General features: G+C 37.1%; 21 protein-coding genes, 7 tRNA genes and 2 pseudogenes. 19 read left to right on the forward strand and 11 right to left on the reverse strand.

The genetic code is table 11. The annotated features are described in order from the left end of the window. Positions 1 to 13 precede the first annotated feature (13 nt). The 9 genes from MHI44_RS14295 (at position 14) to MHI44_RS14335 (ending at position 2,522) form a co-directional block, all read left to right on the forward strand. On the forward strand, positions 14 to 466 hold the full coding sequence (locus MHI44_RS14295) for a SprT family protein (protein ID WP_003234309.1): 453 nt from the start codon (positions 14 to 16) through the stop codon (positions 464 to 466). Between the two features lie 122 nt (positions 467 to 588). Further along, positions 589 to 663, forward strand: a tRNA-Asn gene (locus MHI44_RS14300). Positions 664 to 667: 4 nt separating this feature from the next. Continuing rightward, positions 668 to 758: transfer RNA gene (locus tag MHI44_RS14305), tRNA-Ser, on the forward strand. Positions 759 to 787: 29 nt separating this feature from the next. After that, positions 788 to 859, forward strand: a tRNA-Glu gene (locus MHI44_RS14310). Positions 860 to 870: 11 nt separating this feature from the next. Beyond that, a tRNA-Gln gene (locus MHI44_RS14315) sits at positions 871 to 945 on the forward strand. A 27-nt stretch (positions 946 to 972) separates the two neighbouring features. Further along, positions 973 to 1,048, forward strand: a tRNA-Lys gene (locus MHI44_RS14320). 11 nt (positions 1,049 to 1,059) lie between these two features. After that, positions 1,060 to 1,141 (forward strand) — tRNA-Leu (locus MHI44_RS14325). 81 nt (positions 1,142 to 1,222) lie between these two features. After that, positions 1,223 to 1,306 (forward strand) — tRNA-Leu (locus tag MHI44_RS14330). A 211-nt stretch (positions 1,307 to 1,517) separates the two neighbouring features. Beyond that, positions 1,518 to 2,522, forward strand: coding sequence for a hypothetical protein (locus MHI44_RS14335; protein ID WP_339202212.1), 1,005 nt, complete (start codon positions 1,518 to 1,520; stop codon positions 2,520 to 2,522). Between the two features lie 343 nt (positions 2,523 to 2,865). On the opposite strand, the gene MHI44_RS14340 is transcribed toward MHI44_RS14335, so the two are convergent. The 3 genes and pseudogenes from MHI44_RS14340 to MHI44_RS14350 all read right to left on the reverse strand — a co-directional run bounded on the left by MHI44_RS14340 (position 2,866) and on the right by MHI44_RS14350 (position 5,410). After that, entirely contained in the window at positions 2,866 to 3,153 is a 288-nt protein-coding gene (locus MHI44_RS14340; protein WP_082200919.1) for an SMI1/KNR4 family protein, read from the reverse strand. 8 nt (positions 3,154 to 3,161) lie between these two features. Continuing rightward, on the reverse strand, positions 3,162 to 3,680 hold the full coding sequence (locus tag MHI44_RS14345) for a hypothetical protein (protein ID WP_339202217.1): 519 nt from the start codon (positions 3,678 to 3,680) through the stop codon (positions 3,162 to 3,164). A 10-nt stretch (positions 3,681 to 3,690) separates the two neighbouring features. After that, positions 3,691 to 5,410: pseudogene (locus MHI44_RS14350) on the reverse strand (T7SS effector LXG polymorphic toxin). A gap of 480 nt (positions 5,411 to 5,890) precedes the next feature. Here MHI44_RS14350 and MHI44_RS14355 point away from each other — a divergent pair. Then, positions 5,891 to 6,124 (forward strand): helix-turn-helix transcriptional regulator, encoded by a 234-nt coding sequence (locus MHI44_RS14355; protein ID WP_003240464.1) that lies wholly within the window; start codon positions 5,891 to 5,893, stop codon positions 6,122 to 6,124. Continuing rightward, positions 6,121 to 6,474, forward strand: a complete 354-nt coding sequence (locus MHI44_RS14360) for a hypothetical protein (protein WP_029317379.1) — start codon at positions 6,121 to 6,123, stop codon at positions 6,472 to 6,474. The genes MHI44_RS14355 and MHI44_RS14360 overlap by 4 nt, the downstream gene beginning before the upstream one ends. A gap of 423 nt (positions 6,475 to 6,897) precedes the next feature. Here MHI44_RS14360 and MHI44_RS14365 read toward each other — a convergent pair whose 3' ends face one another. Further along, the gene (locus tag MHI44_RS14365) at positions 6,898 to 7,926 is read right to left on the reverse strand and encodes a fatty acid desaturase (protein ID WP_339202219.1); all 1,029 of its coding nucleotides are present in this window, start codon (positions 7,924 to 7,926) and stop codon (positions 6,898 to 6,900) included. 698 nt (positions 7,927 to 8,624) lie between these two features. On the opposite strand from MHI44_RS14365, the gene cspC reads away from it, so the two are divergent. Then, positions 8,625 to 8,825: a cold shock protein CspC gene (gene cspC / locus MHI44_RS14370; RefSeq protein ID WP_003234247.1), complete on the forward strand. Its 201-nt coding sequence runs from the start codon at positions 8,625 to 8,627 to the stop codon at positions 8,823 to 8,825. 686 nt (positions 8,826 to 9,511) lie between these two features. Here the strand turns inward: cspC and MHI44_RS14375 are convergent. From MHI44_RS14375 to MHI44_RS14385, 3 genes are all read right to left on the reverse strand, one after another. Continuing rightward, positions 9,512 to 9,973, reverse strand: a complete 462-nt coding sequence (locus MHI44_RS14375; RefSeq protein WP_010886417.1) for a CarD family transcriptional regulator — start codon at positions 9,971 to 9,973, stop codon at positions 9,512 to 9,514. Between the two features lie 563 nt (positions 9,974 to 10,536). Continuing rightward, positions 10,537 to 11,421 carry a DMT family transporter gene (locus MHI44_RS14380; protein WP_029317376.1) on the reverse strand — a complete coding sequence of 295 codons (885 nt, stop codon included), beginning with the start codon at positions 11,419 to 11,421 and terminating at the stop codon, positions 10,537 to 10,539. A 230-nt stretch (positions 11,422 to 11,651) separates the two neighbouring features. Continuing rightward, positions 11,652 to 12,527: a helix-turn-helix domain-containing protein gene (locus MHI44_RS14385; protein ID WP_326228432.1), complete on the reverse strand. Its 876-nt coding sequence runs from the start codon at positions 12,525 to 12,527 to the stop codon at positions 11,652 to 11,654. Positions 12,528 to 12,639: 112 nt separating this feature from the next. On the opposite strand from MHI44_RS14385, the gene MHI44_RS14390 reads away from it, so the two are divergent. Further along, positions 12,640 to 13,599, forward strand: a complete 960-nt coding sequence (locus MHI44_RS14390; protein ID WP_015252746.1) for a DMT family transporter — start codon at positions 12,640 to 12,642, stop codon at positions 13,597 to 13,599. A gap of 122 nt (positions 13,600 to 13,721) precedes the next feature. On the opposite strand, the gene MHI44_RS14395 is transcribed toward MHI44_RS14390, so the two are convergent. Beyond that, entirely contained in the window at positions 13,722 to 14,600 is an 879-nt protein-coding gene (locus tag MHI44_RS14395) for an AraC family transcriptional regulator (protein ID WP_069322392.1), read from the reverse strand. Positions 14,601 to 14,826: 226 nt separating this feature from the next. On the opposite strand from MHI44_RS14395, the gene MHI44_RS14400 reads away from it, so the two are divergent. The 4 genes from MHI44_RS14400 to MHI44_RS14415 all read left to right on the forward strand — a co-directional run bounded on the left by MHI44_RS14400 (position 14,827) and on the right by MHI44_RS14415 (position 19,053). Continuing rightward, positions 14,827 to 16,215 (forward strand): PLP-dependent aminotransferase family protein, encoded by a 1,389-nt coding sequence (locus MHI44_RS14400; protein ID WP_069322393.1) that lies wholly within the window; start codon positions 14,827 to 14,829, stop codon positions 16,213 to 16,215. 109 nt (positions 16,216 to 16,324) lie between these two features. Then, entirely contained in the window at positions 16,325 to 17,617 is a 1,293-nt protein-coding gene (locus tag MHI44_RS14405; RefSeq protein WP_029317372.1) for an MFS transporter, read from the forward strand. 230 nt (positions 17,618 to 17,847) lie between these two features. Continuing rightward, a complete protein-coding gene (locus MHI44_RS14410) occupies positions 17,848 to 18,222 on the forward strand; it encodes a hypothetical protein (RefSeq protein WP_029317371.1) in 375 nt (124 codons plus the stop codon). 237 nt (positions 18,223 to 18,459) lie between these two features. Beyond that, positions 18,460 to 19,053 (forward strand): YdeI family protein, encoded by a 594-nt coding sequence (locus tag MHI44_RS14415; RefSeq protein ID WP_019712427.1) that lies wholly within the window; start codon positions 18,460 to 18,462, stop codon positions 19,051 to 19,053. 353 nt (positions 19,054 to 19,406) lie between these two features. Here MHI44_RS14415 and MHI44_RS14420 read toward each other — a convergent pair whose 3' ends face one another. After that, positions 19,407 to 20,066 (reverse strand): hypothetical protein, encoded by a 660-nt coding sequence (locus MHI44_RS14420; RefSeq protein ID WP_106074094.1) that lies wholly within the window; start codon positions 20,064 to 20,066, stop codon positions 19,407 to 19,409. Between the two features lie 187 nt (positions 20,067 to 20,253). On the opposite strand from MHI44_RS14420, the gene MHI44_RS14425 reads away from it, so the two are divergent. Continuing rightward, positions 20,254 to 20,580, forward strand: a complete 327-nt coding sequence (locus tag MHI44_RS14425; RefSeq protein ID WP_252118137.1) for a hypothetical protein — start codon at positions 20,254 to 20,256, stop codon at positions 20,578 to 20,580. A 273-nt stretch (positions 20,581 to 20,853) separates the two neighbouring features. On the opposite strand, the gene MHI44_RS14430 is transcribed toward MHI44_RS14425, so the two are convergent. Beyond that, the gene (locus MHI44_RS14430) at positions 20,854 to 21,129 is read right to left on the reverse strand and encodes an HPr family phosphocarrier protein (RefSeq protein WP_014478952.1); all 276 of its coding nucleotides are present in this window, start codon (positions 21,127 to 21,129) and stop codon (positions 20,854 to 20,856) included. Positions 21,130 to 21,462: 333 nt separating this feature from the next. On the opposite strand from MHI44_RS14430, the gene MHI44_RS14435 reads away from it, so the two are divergent. Further along, positions 21,463 to 22,008 carry a TetR/AcrR family transcriptional regulator gene (locus MHI44_RS14435; protein WP_015252737.1) on the forward strand — a complete coding sequence of 182 codons (546 nt, stop codon included), beginning with the start codon at positions 21,463 to 21,465 and terminating at the stop codon, positions 22,006 to 22,008. Positions 22,009 to 22,137: 129 nt separating this feature from the next. Here MHI44_RS14435 and MHI44_RS14440 read toward each other — a convergent pair. Further along, positions 22,138 to 23,002: pseudogene (locus tag MHI44_RS14440) on the reverse strand (DMT family transporter). Positions 23,003 to 23,035 lie beyond the last annotated feature (33 nt).

Raw genomic sequence — 23,035 nt, forward strand, 5'->3', positions numbered from 1 at the left:
AGTGAGGTGCACTATGGATAATATAGAGCTTCAAAAGCTGACAGAGGATATTTCTAAAACGTATTTTAAAAAGCCGTTCCGCCATCAGGCGCTTTTTAATGACAGGCTTAAAACCACTGGCGGCAGGTACCTGTTAACCTCCCATAACATTGAATTGAACAGAAAATATCTGATTGAACACGGCAGGGAGGAGCTGATCGGCATTATCAAGCACGAGCTCTGCCATTATCACCTCCACCTTGAAGGAAAAGGGTACAAGCACAGAGACAGAGATTTTAGAATGCTTTTGCAGCAGGTCAACGCGCCGAGGTTCTGTACACCCCTTAAGAAAAAAGCGGAAAACAAAAAAACTTATATGTATATCTGTACGGCCTGCGGCCAACAGTATATAAAGAAGCGCGCCATGAACCCTGACAGATACAGGTGCGGAAAATGCCGCGGGAAAATAAAAAGAATTTTTTCGTGAAAAAGGTTGACGAATATGGCAAGCCTATGTTACATTATAAAAGTCGTTACGAGAGATAAATAAAAATATTTACCTCTTGACACTGTAAATCAAGGCTGATATAATAAGTCTTGTCTCATTATTCCACAGTAGCTCAGTGGTAGAGCTATCGGCTGTTAACCGATCGGTCGCAGGTTCGAATCCTGCCTGTGGAGCCATATTGGAGAAGTACTCAAGTGGCTGAAGAGGCGCCCCTGCTAAGGGTGTAGGTCGCGTAAGCGGCGCGAGGGTTCAAATCCCTCCTTCTCCGCCATAAGATTTCGATATAAGTTCTCAACCATCGGCCCGTTGGTCAAGCGGTTAAGACACCGCCCTTTCACGGCGGTAACACGGGTTCGAATCCCGTACGGGTCATTCCATTTCGTTGGGCTATAGCCAAGCGGTAAGGCAACGGACTTTGACTCCGTCATGCGTTGGTTCGAATCCAGCTAGCCCAGCCATTTTTATTTTTTGAAATCTAATAGTAAGAGCCATTAGCTCAGTTGGTAGAGCATCTGACTTTTAATCAGAGGGTCGAAGGTTCGAGTCCTTCATGGCTCACCATTTGTCTTTTTGCGGGTGTGGCGGAATTGGCAGACGCGCTAGACTTAGGATCTAGTGTCTTACGACGTGGGGGTTCGAGTCCCTTCACCCGCACTTTATTTACAAAGTGCACGCAAATCGGTTTTACTAGGTTAAGAGCCTACTAAACCAGCACAAACACAATTTAATGATCACGCGGTCGTGGCGGAATGGCAGACGCGCTAGGTTGAGGGCCTAGTGGGTGAATAACCCGTGGAGGTTCAAGTCCTCTCGGCCGCATCAATGATACCAAGGGTTTTGACGCCCTTGGTATTTTTCATTTTTGGATGTCTCCATTTGGGTCTAAAGTATTTTTTACGAGTATGATGAATTAATGACACATTGAATCCCTTAGATTTATGACGTGTTGTTCAAAGTAACTTACTTCAAATATCCTTTTTCTTTAAACCTTCCTTATAAAATAATCCTCTTAAAAATGGAGTGATAACATTTGAAATTTAATTTTGACTTTAATTTACCGTTTAAATTACCATTAGAATCTAATCAGAAGTTTTATAGTAATTATGGTATTGTTGAGTACATATTAAATTTTAATACTTATACTAGAAGTATAGTTGTTGATGATAGTCTTTTTCAAAGCAGTCAAGAATGTACAAGAATAACTGTTGATTATATAATTCCAAAAGATAACTTGCATAATATAAAAGAAGTTGATGAGATACTGAGAACTGTGATTCTCAATACTATTAGTTATTTAAATAAGTTCTTTGATGCCATCAGAGCAAGTTTTAATTTAGAATACGTACATAACATTACTATCGCTGATTTACCACCAATAATAATAATTAAATATGGAGATAAAGATTATATTTATGTAACAAATCCACAGGATTATGCGTACAAAGAATTTGTGTTAGGAGAAGAGGGTTTAAAAAAGTTACAAAATAAAATTAAGATTTATGATGATCACCATGATTTATATCTAGTTGAAAAATTTTTTCATTCTGCGAAATCTCACTTTTATAAGGAACAATTTATTGATGTAATTATTGATTTGCAAACCTCATTTGAGATTTTTATTAGAAATTCTCACAAACTTATATTATTAAAGAATGGAAAAGAAGAGCAGGAACTCTCTAAAGCATCATCAATTGCCTTTCGGAATGTCTTAGAGGATCATTTAGGAAAAAAGTTTTTAAAAACTGACCTAGGTTTTAAAAGTAATCCAATTATTAAAGGTTGGTATGACGGACTATATTCAGTTAGGAATGAAATTGTTCATAGTGGAAAAATAGATATAACAGGTGAAATAGCTCTTGAAGCACATAGGGTATATGTTAATGCGAGAAACTACATAAGTAAAGCACTAAAAGAAAACGGTTATTTGAACTATATGGGAGAAGTCGATCTAAGTTTATTTAAAGGGAGTACAAAGGGTAGCATTGATGAAGAAGCTCTTATAAAAAGACTTAAAGAATTAGACATGATTGAATGAATTATTTGAGTGAACAACAATAACGCATGTACTTATGAGATATTTTGTTTATTTTTCTTAATTAATTTTCTGTTGGTTGCATAATAAATGATACCAAGGGTTTTGAATCCCTTGGTATTTTTAATTCTCTTGTTCCTTGAAGATGGCTTTTATCGAAAAAAATCATATGACGATAATTGTTCATTAATCATAAGGAATAATAACTTGTTAAATCATGAATAAGGGCTACAAGCACTCAGAATTTTTTCTTGTTATTCTTCTAGAAGTTCTTTTTTACCCAGTCATCTTTAAACATCTCAAGTTCCTCTAATAAAAACCAAGAAATTTATTTATTACCTACTGTTTACATTAGCCATCTTGGATATCTTAAAGAATAACAGCATTCGCCATTATTTGTTTTGTTGGTATCAAGGCTTAAAACAACTTCAGCTCCATGAGAGTCATAACCGAGTATCATAGTCCCGAACGCGCCTCCTGAACCATACTCAGTTAAAAACCACTTATAACTGTCTGGAAGGGTTACTTTGAGATCTTTTTCTATCTCTTTAATATGTTTGTCAGTGACGCCTCCAGTAAGAATTGAATATTTTTTATTCTCATCAAAGAATTTTTTCACTCTAGAGTAATTCACATTTAGCCTCACATACATTTAATTTTGGTTTGCAATTCATCGATCTTATTAAGTTCATACTCATAATCACAGTTACCTTCTAAAACAAAATTCATAGTTTCAAAGAAACTTTTCGCATTCTTTAAGAGTGATTCAAAAAAATCAAGTTTCGGTAGTAATACTTTTTGTTTTTGGTCAATTTCAAATAACAACATATCATTCGATATTGATTTCATTTTCAATAGAAGGGGTTGATCTGGAAAATAAGTTTCGCTTTTTCCTGTTTCAATAGCTTCTTCAATTAGATTTAAAAAATAAGCCCACAATTGGTCAACCAAGTCCCACATAGTGACATCAAGCAAATCTTGTTCACCATATTTTAAAATAATCGCCCCAGATAAATAGTAAGAGTCTAACTGTGGTTTTATGTTCTTTAGTCCCTCTATATTGCTAAGTGGAACAAAGTAATCGTCAATATTATTTTTTGAGATTGAAAGATCGTTTATCTTCTTATTTGGCCTAAGAATTAATGATTCAATATAAAACATTTTACCTCTCCTATTTTTCCGGATAGAATTGTCCTACTCTTCCTTTTTGAAAGCCAACAACATATTTTTGACCCTCATATGTTCCTCGAATTTGATAACTAAATTTAGTTCCTTTTTTTGTTAACTCTTCACGGTTTTGTTTCATAATTGATTCTATCGCATCTGCAACATCGTTAACAGTCATCTCTTTATTAAGAAAAGATTGTTGAGACTTAATTGAACCATCCCATAAATTAGGATGATGGCGCTCTAAAATATGCTTCATTCCTCGTTTGTCTATGAGGAATGATTGTCCTCCGAAAATGTATTTTCTGCTTTGAAAAGTTTTTAATTCGTTTACAACTTCATACGGTTTAGCTTTCTTTAATCCTTGTACAGTAGACGAGTTCTTAAATATTTCAAGTGCAGAGTTTTTATAATTCTCTCCATCAAGCACGTTAAAAGGAAAAGTCCCTGAACCACCAGCCATTGCGTACTGTTGTTCAAAAACACTTGGTATTTTAACGTATTCTATACCTTTTTTTATTCCTGTTTTTGAAACTTCAAGTGTCTTAAGTGCAGCAACTTTTGAACCGGCTTTTGCAACTTTAGACACTTTATCAATGCCTTTCGGACCAACTATTGCAAGAACAACAGTACTGCCGACATAGGAAACCCATTTTGCTCTGCTGTGGCTATCTCCATTAATCATTTCACGTTGAAATGTGTCTTCTATGTCTTTTGCTATGATCTTATAAGTATCGATTGGATGTAAGGCTGCGTTCACAGTTCCAGAAAGCGATTCAATCGGGTGTCTTGCAAGTTGATAGAGACCCATCACTGTATCTTTACCTGCTTCATACATTCCCACTGCAATACCTTTTCCAATTTCAGCTTTTTGTTGGAGTTCTTCGAGTTGGCGGAAATAAACTTGCTGCTCAGGTTCCAAATTCTCGTATCCTATTTTCTTCGCAATTTTTAAATACTCGTCTGGATCTGTTACCTTTACAAGCTGCTTTTTCAAATCTTTTATCTCACGTTTGTTAGCTTCCTCTTTTTTGATCTTTAAATATGCTTCAGATTGCTTTTCGATATCGCCTTTTTTCTTATGTATATCGCTCACGATATGCCTTGGCATTATAGTGAAGGGGTGTAGCATTCTTGCCCTTACCTGTTGATTCCTGTAACTTTTGAAAGTCTGCTTTAATGAATTGTTCGTTAGGTTCAGTTATCGCATATTCAGTTTTTAAGTTTTCATCCACATCGCCTATTTTATCAACAGTCTTTTTCCGTGTGTTTTCGGCAGAAGAGAGTTCATCTTTAAAAGTCTCTGTTGAAAATAAATCAAGTGTAAGAATGTCATCGATATCATTCAGAATATCTTTCATTGCTTTCTTCTGCTCAGACATAATTGATTTTGATTTTTTATATGCGTTTGTTAGTTCATGTTCTAAGAAGGATTCCTCGATATATGCGTCAGATAAGCTGGCATCTTCTAAAACACCGGAGATACTAGTAAGGAAAGCGATCTTCATTTCAATTAAATCAATCCATTGATCAATGACACCCACATGATCGTGATAAAAAGCTTTAATATTGTTTGCTCCCTTGCCAGAGAACTCACTGTCATCAAGATCGGCAACAGCCTTAAATGCTTTTCTTAGCTTAATCATTTGATTTTTCAATTCTTTATAATCTTTTGCTCGGTTTTCAGCTTCAGATAACAAAGACTTAGCTTCAAATACCTTCATTGTCCAATCCTTTCAGTAAGTTTATATCTAAATATTACCATGGAATAGATATGAAGTTTAAGGGGTAGGGAACGAATCTTAGATCATTTGAACATAATGAGAGTTGGAGAAATATGAAGTAAGGGTGTTTTTTTGCTCACCAATTATTAACGTAAAGAGAAGTTAGAAAGTGTAATGAAAATATTCTTACATAATCAGTGATTCTGTATTCTTTTGTTTGCTCTACAACTTCAGCGCCTCAGAGTCATAACCAAGAATCATTGTTCTGTATGCGCCATCAAAACCGTGTTCTTTTAAAAATATAAATTACACTAGATCGAACCTGACGGAATCATGAATTTCGTCAGGTTCTTTCTGCATTCTGGTTCATGATTAAATCAAAGTAATCTTAATAAACATAAAAGTATTTTATATTTTTATATAAGTTTACTTTACTTTTATATAAGGTGAGTTTATAATTTGGTTCAAGAGGTGATGGTCATGAAGAAAGATTTTGGTGATTCGATCTCAAATAAGGTTTATGAATATCGTGTACTTGCCAGATTGTCTCAGCAAGAATTAGCAAAGAAAGTCGGGGTTTCCAAACAAACCATCTTTGTAATGGAGAAAGGAAATTATGTTCCGACTCTGCTGTTAGCTTTTCGAATTGCCGAATTTTTTAATGTGGATGTAAACGAGATTTTTACTTATGAGAAAGGAAATGATCAAAAATGAAAATGAATTCGATCACAGATACGATCACCAACGCAATTTTTTCCCCTTTAAAGTCCTGGGCTGAACATTCTCCGGGAAATTGGAATATTCTTATTGGCAGTGGGTTTGTATTGCTTGTAGTCGGATTGATTCTGACATTCGTATTTACTAAAAAAATGGGTAAGACTGACGAAAGAACAAACCAAATCGCTTTAAAAGGTAGTCTCTGTACGTTATGTGCACTAATTTTTTGCGACTTGCTTTTCCCAAAAGAATATATGTGGCAAGTTTTCTTCTTATTTAAGTATTCTATTGCATTCTTCGCTTCAGCAATCTATCTAGCAGTTCGATATAAAAAAGATTTTTTGTGAATTCAATTACCGAGAAAGATAGTGTCTCTGTAGTTTTAATTGTTTTAGGAGAGGGAACGAATATGAAATCATTTTATAATGAGATTTGGAGATGTGGGAAAGTATGGGGGTTTTTTGCCGCCAATTATTAACCACAATTCATACAAACCGTTAGAGATGATGTAAAATGTAATGAAAATAAGCTTTCATAATCAGTGATATGAATTTACCATGTTGAGGGCTCAGTGGGGTGAATAACCCGTAAAGGTTCAAGTTCTCTCGGCCGCACCCCAATAATACCAAGGGTTTAACCATCTTTGGTGTTATTTTTTTGCGGAAAATACGGCTGTACCGCATTGTGGAGTCCACTAAAAAAGTGCTGACCTCTGCACAACATCGTTGCGCGAGTCTGCACTTTTATTCTGCGATTATGGGGAGTTTATTTTAATCCGTTGTTAGCCGCGCCGATACTTGGCTTTTAGAAGCTTTTTTTAAGTGGCTAAAACTAACAAATTTTTTGCCTTCTTCATCCCATAGGCGGAACTTTAACGACTTAAGGCTTGTTACCAGTGTAATGGTCGGAACGTTTTGCAATGGTTCAGTGTTGTTATGCACTTTTTCAAGCTTATAGTTTGGGACTCTCGGGCTTAAATGATGAACATGATGAAAACCGATATTGCCTGTTAGCCACTGCATGACTTTTGGAAGTTTATAAAAAGAGCTTCCTTCAACTGCTGCTTTTACATATTCCCAATGCTCATCTTCTTCAAAATAAGAATCCTCAAACGTATGCTGAATATAAAACATCCAAATTCCGAGAGAGCCCGATATCATAAAAATCGGCACCTGAACTAGCAGGAAGTTTTGCCAGCCAACAGCCCAACATAAAAGTGCTGCCAAAGTGACGATCCCCAGGTTCGTTACATACGTATTCATCCGTTCTTTGCGTTTTGCCCCTTTTCGATTAAAACGATTGGCAATCCCAAAAACGTAAATCGGCCCAATAATAAACATAACAAACGGATTTCTGTACAATCGGTACATTATTTTTGTCTTAGTTGAGGCTTTCTTATATTCCTCAACTATCAGTACCCAAATATCGCCTGTACCGCGTTTATCCAGGTTGCTGCTTGTCGCATGATGGACAGAATGGTCGTGTGCCCAATGATCAAAAGGATGCAGAGTTAGAATTCCTGTTAATGTACCAAGGATTCGATTCGCCTTTCTGTTCTTAAAAAAGGAATAGTGGCAGCAATCATGAAAGATGATGAAGGTTCTCACTAAAAAACCTGCCGCAACAACAGAAATCGCTAATGTAAGGAAATAAGAAATCGACAAGCTCTTATATGCCAAACACCATAATAGGAAAAATGGCACCAATGTGTTAATGATTTGACAAATGCTTTTGTGTAAATCGGACTTTTCATAAGGTGTAACCAGTTTTCTCAAAGTCCTTAGGTTTTGTTCTTTCATATTAAAAAGTTTCCCCTTCCCTGGTGATCTTCTAAGTGTAGAAAACGTTTTATAGCCTTAGAAGGCCCAACGTTATACACCTCATATATGATAAGTATTCTTCCCATTCATCTGTAAAATTATTGGAAATAATAAACTGATTTCCAGTTTATTATTAGCAGAGTCAGCCGGGATACAAAAGGCGTATGAAGATTATACCCAGCACATTATCGGGTCAAACTCTCTCAATGCTCCCCCATGGGGATCGATTTATTTGACCGTGAACATTGATTGTTTGAGGAAAAAAGAATGGGTATATCCATGAGTGACTGTTTGGAAACATCTGCAGAAACAAAGTTTTACAAGTGAACAGCCCTGCTTTTAAAAGATTATCTTGCTCTTGAACAAGAAACAGCTGAGCTAAGTACTATTAAGCAAAGAAAAAGGTTTGAAGACAACTCGTGATTCATTTTTCACGGTGTTTTCAAACCATAGTTTTTAATAGGCCTCTTATTTTGCGCTGGTATACACATGTTTAACAAATAATGCCATGAATAAATCGTAAATATAATTTGCAGTTATTTCCGATTCCTGATATAATAAAGAAGAATTATTTTTGTTCGGTGTAAAGGATAGTATGAAGATTGACTTTTCGTCTTGATGATACTTTGGGCAAGGATAGTATATACTGTGTGGTTACACACTAGGAGGCAACAAAAATGGAACAAGGTACAGTTAAATGGTTTAATGCAGAAAAAGGTTTTGGCTTTATCGAACGCGAAAATGGAGACGATGTATTCGTACACTTTTCTGCAATCCAAAGTGACGGATTCAAATCTTTAGACGAAGGTCAAAAAGTATCGTTTGACGTTGAGCAAGGTGCTCGTGGAGCTCAAGCTGCTAACGTTCAAAAAGCTTAATCTTCAATCGTTTATACAAACAGGCTCTTTATATAGGGCCTGTTTTTTTATGTCTATATCATACTCAATAAAAAACCCTACTCAACGTTCGAGTAGGGAGATGCTACAAGGTAATAGAAAAAGATTTAAAACTTCAAAGGTTTGTTTACAGTATAACATACTGGATTGACAATATGCGGAATGTATATAAAATATTTAATTTTTTGTTCAAATATAGATAACTGACTCTTTTTTTCACTAACCTGTTCGTTCATTTAAGTAAGATTAGATGAATTATAAAAATGGTTTCATCTAAATGTTATCAACTCGCATATCTCTTTTATGAGAAGAAGATAAACAATTATTATTCAATGTGGCAGTGGATATAAGAAATTCTTAAAAATAATGAGGAGATCGATTGTTTTTTTCTCCTGGAAATAATCACTTAGAGATACCTAAAACAATGAAAGCCCTACCTCTCTTCCATCCTTACGGCTCCTTGTCCGTGCCAGTGTGAATCAGGATACTAAAAAAAGTGACTATTTTATTGAATTTTTGGGTAAAACTTCAATCTTCGCAGAAGAAATGTAAATAATAAAAATGGATTAGAATGTAGGAATAACAAAAGAGGTCGTTAATGTTCTAAACATAAGTTGGAGAAGATTTGCTTTTCATCATAATATACCGAAATATCTTTTGGGATGTATCTAACCAAAACTTTTTATTTGTTTTTCAGTGATTCCTTTAATTACTTCCAGTTCACTAATCAAAAATTCATATGCATTATCCAGCATTTTTTTTTCGCTTGCATTAAGTGCTTTTTCTTTCTTCATACGCATTAAATCACGTACAACTTCAGCGCCTTCTTGTATTTCACCTGTTTTTATTTTGTCCGTGTTTATTTTGTACCTTTGCTTCCATGGCAGTAACCTATCTGATTCTCCATGCTGAAAAATGTGCATAATGTGTTTTAATGCAAGTATATCGGTAACTGGTCGTATATTCGAACTCAATATTTTACTCGTTGGAATCATAACTGTCATATTACTGATTGACATTCTTATGACATAATACTGTTGTTTTTCCTCTAAGAATTCTTTTTCTTCTATGGCTTCAATTATACCTGCTCCGTGCATTGGATAAACAATGTTATCGCCAATTTGAAACATATCATCCACCTCCTTATATGGTATCCTTCTTAAGATTACCATATATGGAGGTGTAATATCAAAATTTTAATAATAACATGATCGAATTTTTGATGTCAATAACTTTTTTGAAAAAACAGATCAAGCAAAAACAATAGGGAACGTGTCGGATTTCCAATCAGGAAAAGGTCAATTGATCCGTGTGAGCAGTTTTTCATTGGCTCAATGACATTACAGAAATGATTTGAGTAGATAAGAAAGAACGATATTCGTGAAATGTCAGCTAAAAATATTTAAAGCACATGATTAAGTTCTAATTTCTTTACCGATTTGATATGGATAACGGCCCACTTACTTAATGATGCATTATCACTTATCTTGCGAACAGAAAAAGGTTTGTTGATAAACATTTAGCCATCAAATATTATTATCAGGGAAATTGACAACCTTCAAATGGGTATTGAGGTGAGAAGAAAAATAAAGAAAGGAGAGATTATAAATGAAGACCAGAACATAAAGAAGTGAAGGGGAAAGAACAAGGTTAATTGAAAAGCAAACTATATAAAATAGTTTGCTTTTTTTTGTTATGACTTCACTTCTTTTTCTTTCTCTTTAATGACTAATAAAACACCGCTCAGAATTAAAAACGAACCTATCCAAAATGTCCCGCCTATTTGTTCTCCAAGCAGAATCCATCCGAGTAAGGTTCCAACCAGAGGCTGAAAAAAGAAAAAGAGGCCTCCACTTGAGGCATTTAATAATTGTAAGCCGTGGTTCCACAATAAAAATGCACAAGCTGTTGAAACAATTCCCAAATACAAAAGGCCACCTAGAATTTTAGGGTCAAGCAGTAGTGGCGTAAAAATCGTGCTAGGTTTTACAAAAGGAGTTAGTGCCACAATGGCCACAAAAGTTGAATACGTGGTAACAAGTATAGGCGAATAGCTGTTTGGCACGCGTTTGATAAGCACTGACATCAGTGCCCATGTAAGGGCTGCAACAAGCAGAGAAATACCGCCAAGCTGATTAGAGGTATCAATATGTCCGTTTCCAACAATAAATAATACGCCTGTGGTCGCTAAAATTATTGAAGTTCCTTTTTTTATATTCAATGGTTCTTTAAGTAATAGACGAGCAAAAATAACCATGAACGCTGGTGTGGAGGACGTAATAATTGCTCCCATTTGTGCTGAAGACAACATCGTTCCATATTCTTGTGTAACAATTGAAATGGTGTTGCCAACAATTCCAATGGCAACAATTAATAAAAGGTCGCGCTTATGAATTTTCCAAGATTGTTTCCTTATCAAACCAACAATAAGAAGCGCAAGGATGGCGATGACGTACCTGATCCAAACCAATTCAAAAGGCGGAATTACTGCGACAACAACCTTAACCACAACATACATGCCACCCCAGATACTAGCGGCTAAAGCTAAATATATAGAACCTAACAGGGTATTTTTCATTTTTTTGTTCCCTCCGTATTTAAAATTAGGTCAATAAATGCCCTAACGGAGAGAAGTAGTCACTTTACTCCATTAAGGGCGGAGAAGTGCTACTGGAACATCATTTTCAAATAGTGGAGCTAAAAACATGTTATGATCACCTCGATTTTCAAGAATGACTATCATTATACAATGTTGGTTTTAAAGCCGTAAACATCTTAAGAGGACTCCGTTTATTAATAGAATAAACTTTATGAATTCATTTTTTTGTATGATAATGGCGTCATATTCATCGCTTGTTGAAATTTACTTATGAAATAACTGGTACTGTTAAATCCAACTTGATAAGACACTTCTGTCACATTGGATTCAGGGTGTTGCAGTAATAATAAGCTTTTTTGAATTCTATAATCCATTACATAACGTAATGGCGTCTTATTCAGCATTCGTTTAAAATAACGGCAGCATTCAGAACGGCTCAGTTGGCCAGCTTTTGCAATGTCCTCTAATGTGATTTTTTCAGCATAATGGAGATGGATCCAGTTTAACATTTGTTTCATTCGATGACTTTTTATCATTTCAGATTGATCGTACTCTAATTGAAAACCATTAACGACCAGGTTTTTCCACATTAACGTTAATTGCATCGTAATGTCAATCTCATAGAGCGATGTCTTTTGTTGAATCAATTGATTTATTTTTTTAACAGCATTTAGAATATTTTTTGCCCACTGTTGATTTCCATCCAAAAATAAATAGGGCAAATTGGTTGAAAACATATAGGGCTGAACATAGCTTGAATACAGTTCCTGAGATAAAACGAAATAGGGTGACACATTCAAGCAAATATACGTACAATCCGAGCCTTCCTTTTCTTCGGCCATGTGCAGGCAGCCGCTATTGATAAATAATCCATCCCCTTCGTGAACCTCTATTTTTTCTTCATTTATTTGAAAAAGAGCTATCCCTTTTAGTATCAAAACAAATTGGATTTCATCATGCCAATGAAGCGGAATATAGCCATTTATATTTTGATTGATCCTTGTCTCGTAACAGGCAACTGGCAATTCTACCGTTCGGTGCTCTGTTAATTCTTTTAAATTTTGATCGATCACAAAATTCTTCATTCTGACTTCACACCTCAATATATTTATATTTTTTCATTCAATTTGAGTATTTTTTATCATGTTTTGCATTTATTATAACACTATTATTATATTTATTAGTGAGGAGTCATGTATGAATACTTCCAATAGAAGAATGGGATTGTTCTATGTTATCACAGGGGCGACATGTTGGGGGATTGGAGGCACAGTAGCCAAAAAACTTTTTCAAGAATATCAAATTGATGTCAATTGGCTTGTAACGACACGCTTGCTTACGGCTGGAATGTTACTTTTAATGCTGCAACTGTTCAGAAAGGATCGGTCTCAGGTTATTGAGGTTTGGAGAAACAAAGCGTCGGCTGGCCAGCTTCTTATTTTTGGCCTATTGGGAATGCTAGCTGTGCAGTACACATATATGGCATCCATTCAACATGGGAATGCTGCCGTTGCTACATTATTGCAATATTTATCCCCAGTAATCGTCATTATCTACACGCTTTTGCGAAAACAAACGGTTCTTACCAAACAAGATATCATTACTGTTGTGCTTGCTTTAGTGGGTTGCTTTTTTTTGTTAACAAATGGTTCAATGTCTCAACTTTCAGTGCCGGCAGCTGCAGTAGTATGGGGAGTTTTATCAGGATTCGCGGCAGCTTTTTATACTTTGTATGCCGTTGGTTTATTAAATAAATTTGATTCTCTTGTCGTTGTAGGTTGGGCTATGATTATTGGCGGTTTTGCATTGGGTTTTATCCATCCGCCATGGCAACTGGATTTTCAACGATTAACTGCTGAGGCTTATGCATATATTTTATTTGTGATATTATTTGGAACAATGATTGCGTTCTGGTTCTTCATAAAAAGCTTGGAAAGCCTCTCTCCAAAAGAAACAAGCCTACTAGGCAGTCTAGAGCCTCTATCAGCTGTTGTAACAACTGTCGTTTGGTTAAAAGCGCCATTTGGTTCTTTTCAATGGATTGGTGCTATTTGTATTATAGGGATAACTTTAATATTGGCTTTACATAAAGAGCCTTCTATGGAGAGTGAAAAATCGATATTAAAGATTAGGAATCATGCAAATCGGGATATATAGGGGCTTTTTTTGCTTACATGACCGGTCCGACAATGAAAAACACTGGTGGAGTTTGAGCCCTCTCGGCAATATCAAAAAGACCAAGGGTTTTGACGCCCTTGGTATTTTTTCTTCAAGAACCTTCAATTTTTCTTTTTTGTAATTGGTATCCAAATTTCACTTTTAAAAGATGGTGATGTTACATCCTTATGCTCGTTCCACAATATTTCTGGACCTTCTATTTGTTCGTAATTTGACGATGGAAACCATTCGGAATAAATGCGTCCCCATACTTCTTGCAGTGTATCCGGAAATGGCCCGATTGATTCGAATACAGCCCATGTTGAGGCAGGAACTTCAAGCCGTGAGAAATTATCTGGACACTGTTTCGTTGTGGCTGCGCCAATATAGTGATCGAGCTCTCCTTTTTCCTCTGTCCGACCTTCAGAAAAATTCGTGGATGCACTAATGAGGCCTGATGGTGCTACATTAGAAAGCTCTTTTAGTTTATTTATTGCTTTTTCATCTAAACTTTCCCACATAGATGCAATTTCCGGATTAATTCCTTTGAAAATAATAGGAACTCTTTTTTTAATGCCAACGATGCGAAATGCCTCTTTTTCTTCAATACGGTAGTTCATTTCATTTCCTCCTTTAATTGTTAGCTGGAAGGTCATTCGTGGATAAGCTTTAAGGGAATGGCCATTAAGTCTGGCTTTTGATGGGTTTATGCCATGTAAATTTTGGAATGCCCGTGCAAAAGAATCTGGTGAGTTATAACCGTACTTTATTGCAATATCAATCACTTTTACATTGCTGTCTTTCAGTTCAAAAGCTGCAAGAGTAAGACGTCTGCGACGAATATATTCCGATAATGAAATACCTGCAAGGAAGGAAAACATCCTTTTAAAATGATATTCAGAGCAGAAAGCAAGCTTTGCTGCCTCTTGAAAATCAATATCATTAGTGAGGTTTTCTTCAATATACTTTAACGCCCTATTCATACTTTTAAGCAAATCCATTTATTTGGCCTCCTTTAACCAAAGAATAACAGGAGTGAAATGTATTTATCCGACATTCTGTGCACAGTTTTGCAGGATGACTTATATGAAATAAAGTAAGTGATTCACTTGTATTTGTACAGGTTTTATTGAAGCATGCTGTTCATAAAAAGGCATCAATAAAAGAAAGTTATAATTGTCTTATAAACGGCACATTCATATAATTGAGTGAAAAAGGATGCGTATCATGCCTATCAATTCTTTTGAAAATTATCCGATGAGCTGGAAGCCATCGATTGATAAAGCTGAAAAGCCTATTTATAAAGCACTTGCAGGGCAATTGGAACAGGATATTTTAAACGGAGTTTTATTACCTGGAACAAAACTTCCTCCGCAGCGAGAATTGGCTGATTATTTAGATTTAAATGTGAGTACGATTTCCAAAGCATTTAAAGTGTGTGAGTTAAAGGGGCTGCTGAGTGCGACTGTAGGGAGCGGCACATTTGTATCGTATGATGCGTTGTCGAATGCGTATTTACTTGAGGATACAAAGCCGACACATTTAATTGAAATGGGAGCAATACTTCCAGATCACGCTTCATATGAGCCCTTGTTACACCAACTGAAAAACATGATTCAGGAGGAGGATTATGAAAAATGGTTTAGCTACGGCCGGGCAGGCGAAAGCCTTTGGCAAAAAGATGCAGCTGTAAAGCTCATCCAAAGAGGCGGATTTGAAACATCCGTTGATCACATTTTATTTGCAAATGGAGGGCAAAATGCGATTGCAGCGACATTGGCGAGTCTTTGTAAGCCTGGAGACCGCATCGGAGTTGACCATCATACGTACCCTGGTTTAAAAACTGTTGCATCATTGCTTAGTGTGCAAATCGTACCGATAAAATCAGAGAACGATGAAATGAGTCCGGAGTCACTTGAATATGCGTGTAAAAATGAAAATATTAAAGGTTTGTATTTAATCCCGGATTATCATAATCCGACGACTTCCTTTATGTCTGTTGAGAATCGAAGAATGGTTGCAGACATTGCAAAGAAATATAATCTGTTTGTTATTGAGGATGCATCGTACCATCTTCTTAGCAAAAAGCCGCTTCCGGCACTCGCCTCATTCGCACCGCAACAGGTTATTCATATTGCAAGTTTATCAAAATCGTTAGCGCCAGGCCTGCGTTTGGCTTATGTAGCAGTGCCGAGACAATATAAGGAGCCAATATCGAAGGCGCTTTATAATTTAAATATAACCGTTTCCCCGCTATTAGCTGAACTTACTGCTCGCACGATTGTATCAAATCAATTTGAAGTCTTAATTGAGAGTCATCGTGAACAAACCATTCGCAGAAATCAACTCGTAAACCGATATGTTGCGGGATATACATGTTTAGGTGTTGAAACAGGCATTTTTCGTTGGTTGTTGTTACCGGGTAAAATGTCTGGTGCCGAATTTGAAGAATTGGCTGCTCGACATGGCGTGCAAGTGTATGCGGCTGAACGCTTTGTAGTGGGAAATAGTTGTCCTGAAAGAGCTGTAAGGGTTTCTGTCTGTGCACCAAAAACACTTGAAGAGCTTGAACAAGGATTAATGATCCTGAGACGTTTGCTAGACGATCTTACCTAATATTGTTTGCCATACAATTATGACATTGTATGGCTTTTTTGTGCGTGTTATGATGATCCACATCTAGAGGGAGGTTTATACAAAATTGGCTTTTAGAAAGGAAGGTCAGATGATGTTAGACAAGGACAGCGTAAAAGCAATAGATGTTCAAACTGCTTCATTACAAAGCTACATCGGTTCACCAGAAAAACAAAAATCGTTATACAAGCGTACACTATTCGTTGTGAGTATCTCACAAATTTTTGGCGGTGCGGGGCTGGCGGCAGGAGTGACTGTCGGTGCGCTTATTGCACAGCAAATGCTTGGCACTGATGCGTTTGCTGGTCTGCCTTCTGCGTTATTTACTTTAGGGTCAGCAGGATCTGCATTAATTGTTGGAAGACTTTCTCAACGTTATGGCCGTCGAACAGGTCTTTCGGCTGGCTTTATGATTGGCGGACTTGGAGCAATAGGCGTTATTATGGCAGCAATCATAAATAGTATTTTCTTGTTATTTATTTCGTTGCTTATTTACGGTGCAGGTACAGCCACTAATTTACAGGCCCGTTATGCTGGTACAGACTTAGCAAATCATAAGCAGCGAGCGACTGCTGTTAGTATTACGATGGTTTTTACTACATTTGGCGCAGTGGCAGGTCCAAGCTTAGTGAATGTGATGGGGGATTTCGCTCTTTCTATTGGTGTTCCATCACTTGCTGGCCCTTTCATTTTAGCCGCAGCAGCATATATGTTAGCAGGTGTGGTCCTTTTCATTATGCTTCGTCCAGATCCATTAGTTATAGCAAGAACAATAGAAGCGGCAAATGAAGAGCCTGGTGATAAAGGACATTTGGCGGCAACTGAGCATACAGAAAACAAAAAAGGGATAATCGTTGGGGCAACAGTTATGGTTCTTACCCAAATAGTAATGGTAGCTATTATGACAATGACACCGGTTCATATGAGACATCATGGGCATGACTTGGGGGCAGTAGGGCTTGTTATTGGTTTTCATATAGGTGCTATGTATCTCCCTTCACTGGTTACAGGTGTTCTTGTAGATAGGTTGGGACGTACCGCAATGGCTATTTCCTCTGGAACAACGTTGCTTTTGGCAGGTGTAATAGCAGCATTTGCTCCGGGAGATTCTATGGTTTTTCTCGTCATTGCTCTTTCTTTACTCGGATTAGGGTGGAATTTTGGTTTGATAAGCGGGACTGCCCTTATTGTAGATTCAACTGATAGTGCCACACGAGCTAAAACGCAGGGGACAGTGGATGTTCTGATTGCGTTGTCAGGAGCTGCTGGCGGAGCATTATCTGGAATGATTGTGGCAGGGTCAAGTTACCTAGCATTATCATTTACTGGAGGGATGTTGTCCTTATTACTCATTCCAGTGGTGGTATGGTTTAGGGGCCGCTAAAGGATAGGATTGTTTAATTTACATTAATTTGTTATATTGTTAGATAAAGTCTATTGCGTCGTCTAATATTCTAACTAACTATAGTTGCTCAATTAAATCTATTATAAAGATTTGACTAGGATTCCTTATAGCTGTGTCACTCACTGCATATTCTTTAATTGAATCACATAAAATGGTTATCGGATTTGAAAAAGGCAGGATTACTCGCTTTAGGTAAAGGAGTCATCACGTTGTTAAAAAGGTTTTCTCTTGTTTTTGTTACACTAATGATGTCTATCGTTGTTGTTTTAGCGGCTGCTAAAGAGTCGCCTGGAGATTATGTCATCTCATTTGATGAACCTCTTATCTTGATGATCTCAATTGGGATCGTTGTATTTTTATTTATCCCTCCATTAGTCATGTCCTTTTTTGGCAATTTGGTTGTAAGAATAATATCTGGTGTATACCAATGTTTTATCGTTTTCACTTTTCTGGGGCTCATTCCAATTGGATTTCTTATTCCCAATGGCTTTTTGACAATTCTAGTTTCTATTGCAGGAACTTTAGTCAGTATAGCTAGTGTTGCCGTAACCTTATGCATTGGCAAGAATGAAAAAGATATATAATAATTGAATTGTTATTTTTTCAGATTGTCAGTGAAATAATAAAACAAGATGAGAAGGCTTTGTGGGCCTTCTTTTTTTGTTGTTGCATCATCCCCACTTTAAGCTTAATCTATTGAATAATAAGAGAAGGAACCTATAGAAGAATAAAATAAATAACGAGATGTCAAAAATAAAACTGGACTTCATTATTATCAATTCACGTAAATGTAAAAAGCTTGGAAAGAGGGGAATTCTTTCATGACAAATAGCAGAACGAATCCGAAGGTTGATGAATTTTTAAGTAAAGCGAAAAAGTGGAAGGAAGAATTTGAGAAGTTGAGAACCATCATTCTTGACTGTGAGCTGACTGAAGATTTTAAGTGGATGCATCCTTGTTACACATACAATAATAAAAATGTCGTTTTAATACATGGGTTTAAAGAATATTGTGCGCTTCTGTTTCACAAAGGCGCCTTATTACAGGATACCGATGGAATTCTCATTCAACAAACGGAGAATGTACAGGCGGCGCGCCAGATTCGGTTTACAAATGTTCAGGAAATAAATGAGCTAGAAAACATTTTGAAAGCCTATATTCACGAAGCCATTGAAGTTGAAAAAGCCGGTTTGAAAGTGGATGTTAACAAAAATATTGAATTGAACATTCCTGAAGAACTTCAAAATAAATTCGATGAAATCCCTGCCTTGAAAACTGCTTTTGAAGCATTGACCCCGGGACGGCAAAGAGCATACACTCTTTATTTTTCTCAAGCCAAACAATCCAAAACCCGAGAATCGAGAGTCGAAAAATATGTGCAAAAAATTCTCGATGGAAAGGGATTAAAGGATTAGGCACGCCAAGGTTCAGGCTAAAGGAATAGCATCATAGCGTAATAAGATCATTTCTATAGAAGAAAAACAAGCATAGTAAGATGCTTGTTTTTTCTTAGGACAACATTCACTTACTGCTGAAATGCTTCTTTTGATTAACATTGTATGCCACTAGACAGCGTTATAAAATATTAATGCAACACCTAGAAATAGCTCAATGGTACGGCTCATCACATTTAGAATGCCTAGGAGAACTAATAGAACCGGAAGATTTTTCAGCAAGTTACTGCACTTCAAACTTTGTTTTTATATTAATATATCTTATTTCCTTATTAACCATTGTATTTAGTCAGGTACAGACAAACGAATACTGATTAATGAATCATCATGATATCAATGAGCCGCTTGATTTTTTCATCGTCGCCTGTATCAACGTACACTGTTTTTCTGTTTTTTATGATACTCTCAGTCACTTCCCGCATGACGCCTTTTTCTACATCATCAGCGGAATCCCAGCGTAAAGGCACATTATATACATGAATCGTGCCATCCCCATTGCCATGATAAGTGACTGATCCATCCACTAAACGAGAACCTGCTAACTGGGTTACATCTTCTGGATAGCTGGCACTTGTATCATCATTAGGATTAATTGGCTCGCCAGCCGAAATATGTCGAACATTTAATTCATCTATCTCTTGATTAGATCCAAGTTGAAGCCAAACTCTGGCATATTCAATTTTTTCCGAAGAGTATGCTGCCAATACATTGTCTTCTTTGCTTTTCTCTTCTGCTGAAGAGGTCTCATTTGCAGCTTTTGTTGCGGATTCTTCTGATTCTGTTATTGGCTCCGCTTCATCCTTGCGTATTTTGGTGCTGTCTTCAGGCTCAGCGTGTTTTTCATCAGTTTGCACAGCAGACGCTTGATTTGAAGGTTGTTGTGCTTCTTCATCCTTACTGCCCGTACATCCAGCAAGCAAAGTCATGAGCAGCAGGGCAGTATTGCAATAATATATCTTTCTGTGTTTCTTCATTTTTTCATTCCTCTCCATTAACTCAGGTCAGCTTCATATATAAGTTTATGTATCTAAATATTACCATGGAATAGATAGGATGATGTTGAAAACTGTTTAAGAAGAGGAAACGATCTTGAATAGCATCGCGAAAACTTAAGAATTCTTAAGAAGTTTTGCCCCTTTTTCTGTGTTTTCAAGCGGGAACATGATGAAGGATTTAGAACGTAAATATCCAGAGTTGAAAAAATTATTGGAGACTTATAATTATAAGTTTTTGGCGCTGGGGATGATTTGTCCAATAGCTCCAACAGATGTCGTTTGTTTTTTATCGGCAGCTGTAGGAATCAAGTATACCACTTACATTTTAACGGTTATCGTTACGAATATCCCTTTATTGATATTTTCGAGTTTCATTGTGATCAATTTTAGTGAGTCATTAATGGGAACTGTATTGGTTGTCGCATCATTTGTTTTGGTTTCTATTGTATCCATTAAAATGTGGAACACCCTTAAGCATAAACGGAGCACATAGAAATGCCACGAGACTAACCATTTATAGCTTATAAGCACCTGTAGAGATTTAAGTTCTTTCGGTATCCAATAATACCAAGGGTATAACTGCCCTTGGTATTATGTTCTGCTGCACATATATAAACCCTCCATTTTCGTTTGTAGATCCTTTTTAATTTTTGTATTTTAGGTTGAATGATCACCAGAAGAAAAATGAACGCATGATCTGAAAAGCTGTTTCGTCGCAAAATAAATAAATCAACGATAACAATCTCGCTACTACGATAGATTTTGATTACTGTATATAATCGTTTTTTAGTAAATGCTCTTTCATTTTTTGAATTGCCTTCGCTTCGTCGGCTCCATGAGCGTATATATGTATTTCGGTTCCTGGTTTAATTCCTAAATCCATAATGTCCATGATGGCTTTTGGCGCTTGTTTGAGGTTAACAGTTTTCCCTTGGTATTCAAGAAAAATATCTGATGTAAACCGATGAGCTATACTGACTAACAGGGTAGCTGGTCGCGCAAACCCTGTTTCCTTAATGATCGTAAATTGTCTTTTAATCATTCTTCACCTCATTACATTCAGCCTCTTGACGGATTTATAGTTGGGCTGCAGATCAAATTTGAATTTAGAGTACCTTTAGGATAAGTGATCTAATTTCATCATTTTCTCTGCATTTTGAAATAACACCCTTTCTTTGTGTTTACAAAATAATTCTCAACTAACTAAAATGGACAATGACTTCATTCGGGAAAAAAGCATGATTCACTATCAGCTTTTGTTTATTATTGTAAATAAAAACATGGTGTGTACAATGGTTACATTCAGGCGATTTGTTGATTATTCAACATTCCACTCTAAATTGTTGATTATCTTAAGAAAGTTTGGTGAAAAGCTATGTCCAAAGTGGATAGAAGAATAACCAAAAGCCAAGAGGCTATTAAAATAGCTCTGATTGAGCTGATGACTGAAAAAAGTTTTGATCATATTACGATTAAGGAAATTTCTGAAAGGGCAAATGTAAACCGGGGAACAATCTATCTTCATTACTTAGATAAATTTGATCTATTAGAAAAAATTATGGAAGAGCATATAAACAATATGGGGGATTTTTGTGAGTCGGCAGCTGAAATGGACTGGATTGAATCGACTGTACACTGCATGGAATACCTTGAGAGTAATTATTTATTCTTTTCGACGATGTTAGCCAGTGAAGGCGCTCGATATTTTCGCAGTCAGTTCCTTAAGTTTAATATCGAAGAGTTCAGGAAAGATGTAGATGTAACGAAAGGCAAGAATTACGGCCAAAGTGAAGATGTCATTGTTGAATTTATAGCAAATGCTTACGTAGGGGTAGTGGAATGGTGGTTAAAAAACGAAATGCCTTATCCGCCTCGTGTCATGGCAGAAAAAGTGGGGGATTTATTAGAGAGGATTTTATAATGGAGGCAGGAAATGGGTGTTGACTTATTTGTCTAGGCACTTCGATCGCATACAAAATACCAAGGGCCAGCAACCCTTGGTATTTTTATACCTTCATGCATTTTTGAAGTTTATGCTTAAAGGTCTGCCTTACTTTGCAAATCGCCGAGCTGCTGCAACGCACATGATAACGGCGATATTTACTGCTACGAGTGCCCAGCCCACTTTCTCGTGCAGAATCACTGAGGCAAGCAGCAGTCCAAAAAAAGGCTGGAGAAGCTGGAGCTGCCCAACCGCCGCAATTCCCCCTTGGGCAAGACCTCGATACCAGAACACGAAGCCAATCAGCATGCTGAATAAGGATACATATGCAAGACTGAGCAGCGCGGGAACGTCGATCGCCGACCATGAGTCCGGCGTAAAAAAGAACGACAATGGCAGCATAAGAGGAAGCGACAGAACGAGTGCCCATGAGATCACCTGCCAATTCCCCAGACGCCGTGAAAGTTTGGCCCCTTCTGCATAACCAAGACCGCATACGACAATAGAAGCCAGCATGTACGCGTCGCCAAGCGGGGGATGAACCTCCCCCCTGAATGAGGGCGAAACCTGCTACTAACAAGCTGCCAACGGTTGAGAAAATCCAGAAGACGGGGCGAGGGCGTTCACCCCCGCGCAGTACGCCGAAGACCGCCGTTGCAAGCGGAAGAAGTCCAATGAAGACAATGGCGTGTGCGGATGTAACATGCTGAAGCGCTAAAGCTGTCAGCAACGGGAAACCAATCACTACGCCAAACGCTACCACTAATAATGAAATGAGGTCTCTTTTGGCAGGATGCTGCTGCCGGAAGATGAGAAGGAGACTTCCCGCCAGTACACCAGCTATCGCAGCGCGGCATACGGTGAGGAACAGCGGATCGAAGTCCGACACAGCCAAACGGGTCGCAGGCAGCGAGCCGCTGAAAATGAGTACGCCTATAAAACCATTTATCCAGCCATTTGTTCGTTTGTTCATTACAATCACTCCACATATCTTTCTTGTTCATTG

Origin of the sequence: Bacillus sp. FSL K6-1366, from assembly GCF_037976695.1 — a bacterium.
Lineage (GTDB): Bacteria > Bacillota > Bacilli > Bacillales > Bacillaceae > Bacillus > Bacillus subtilis.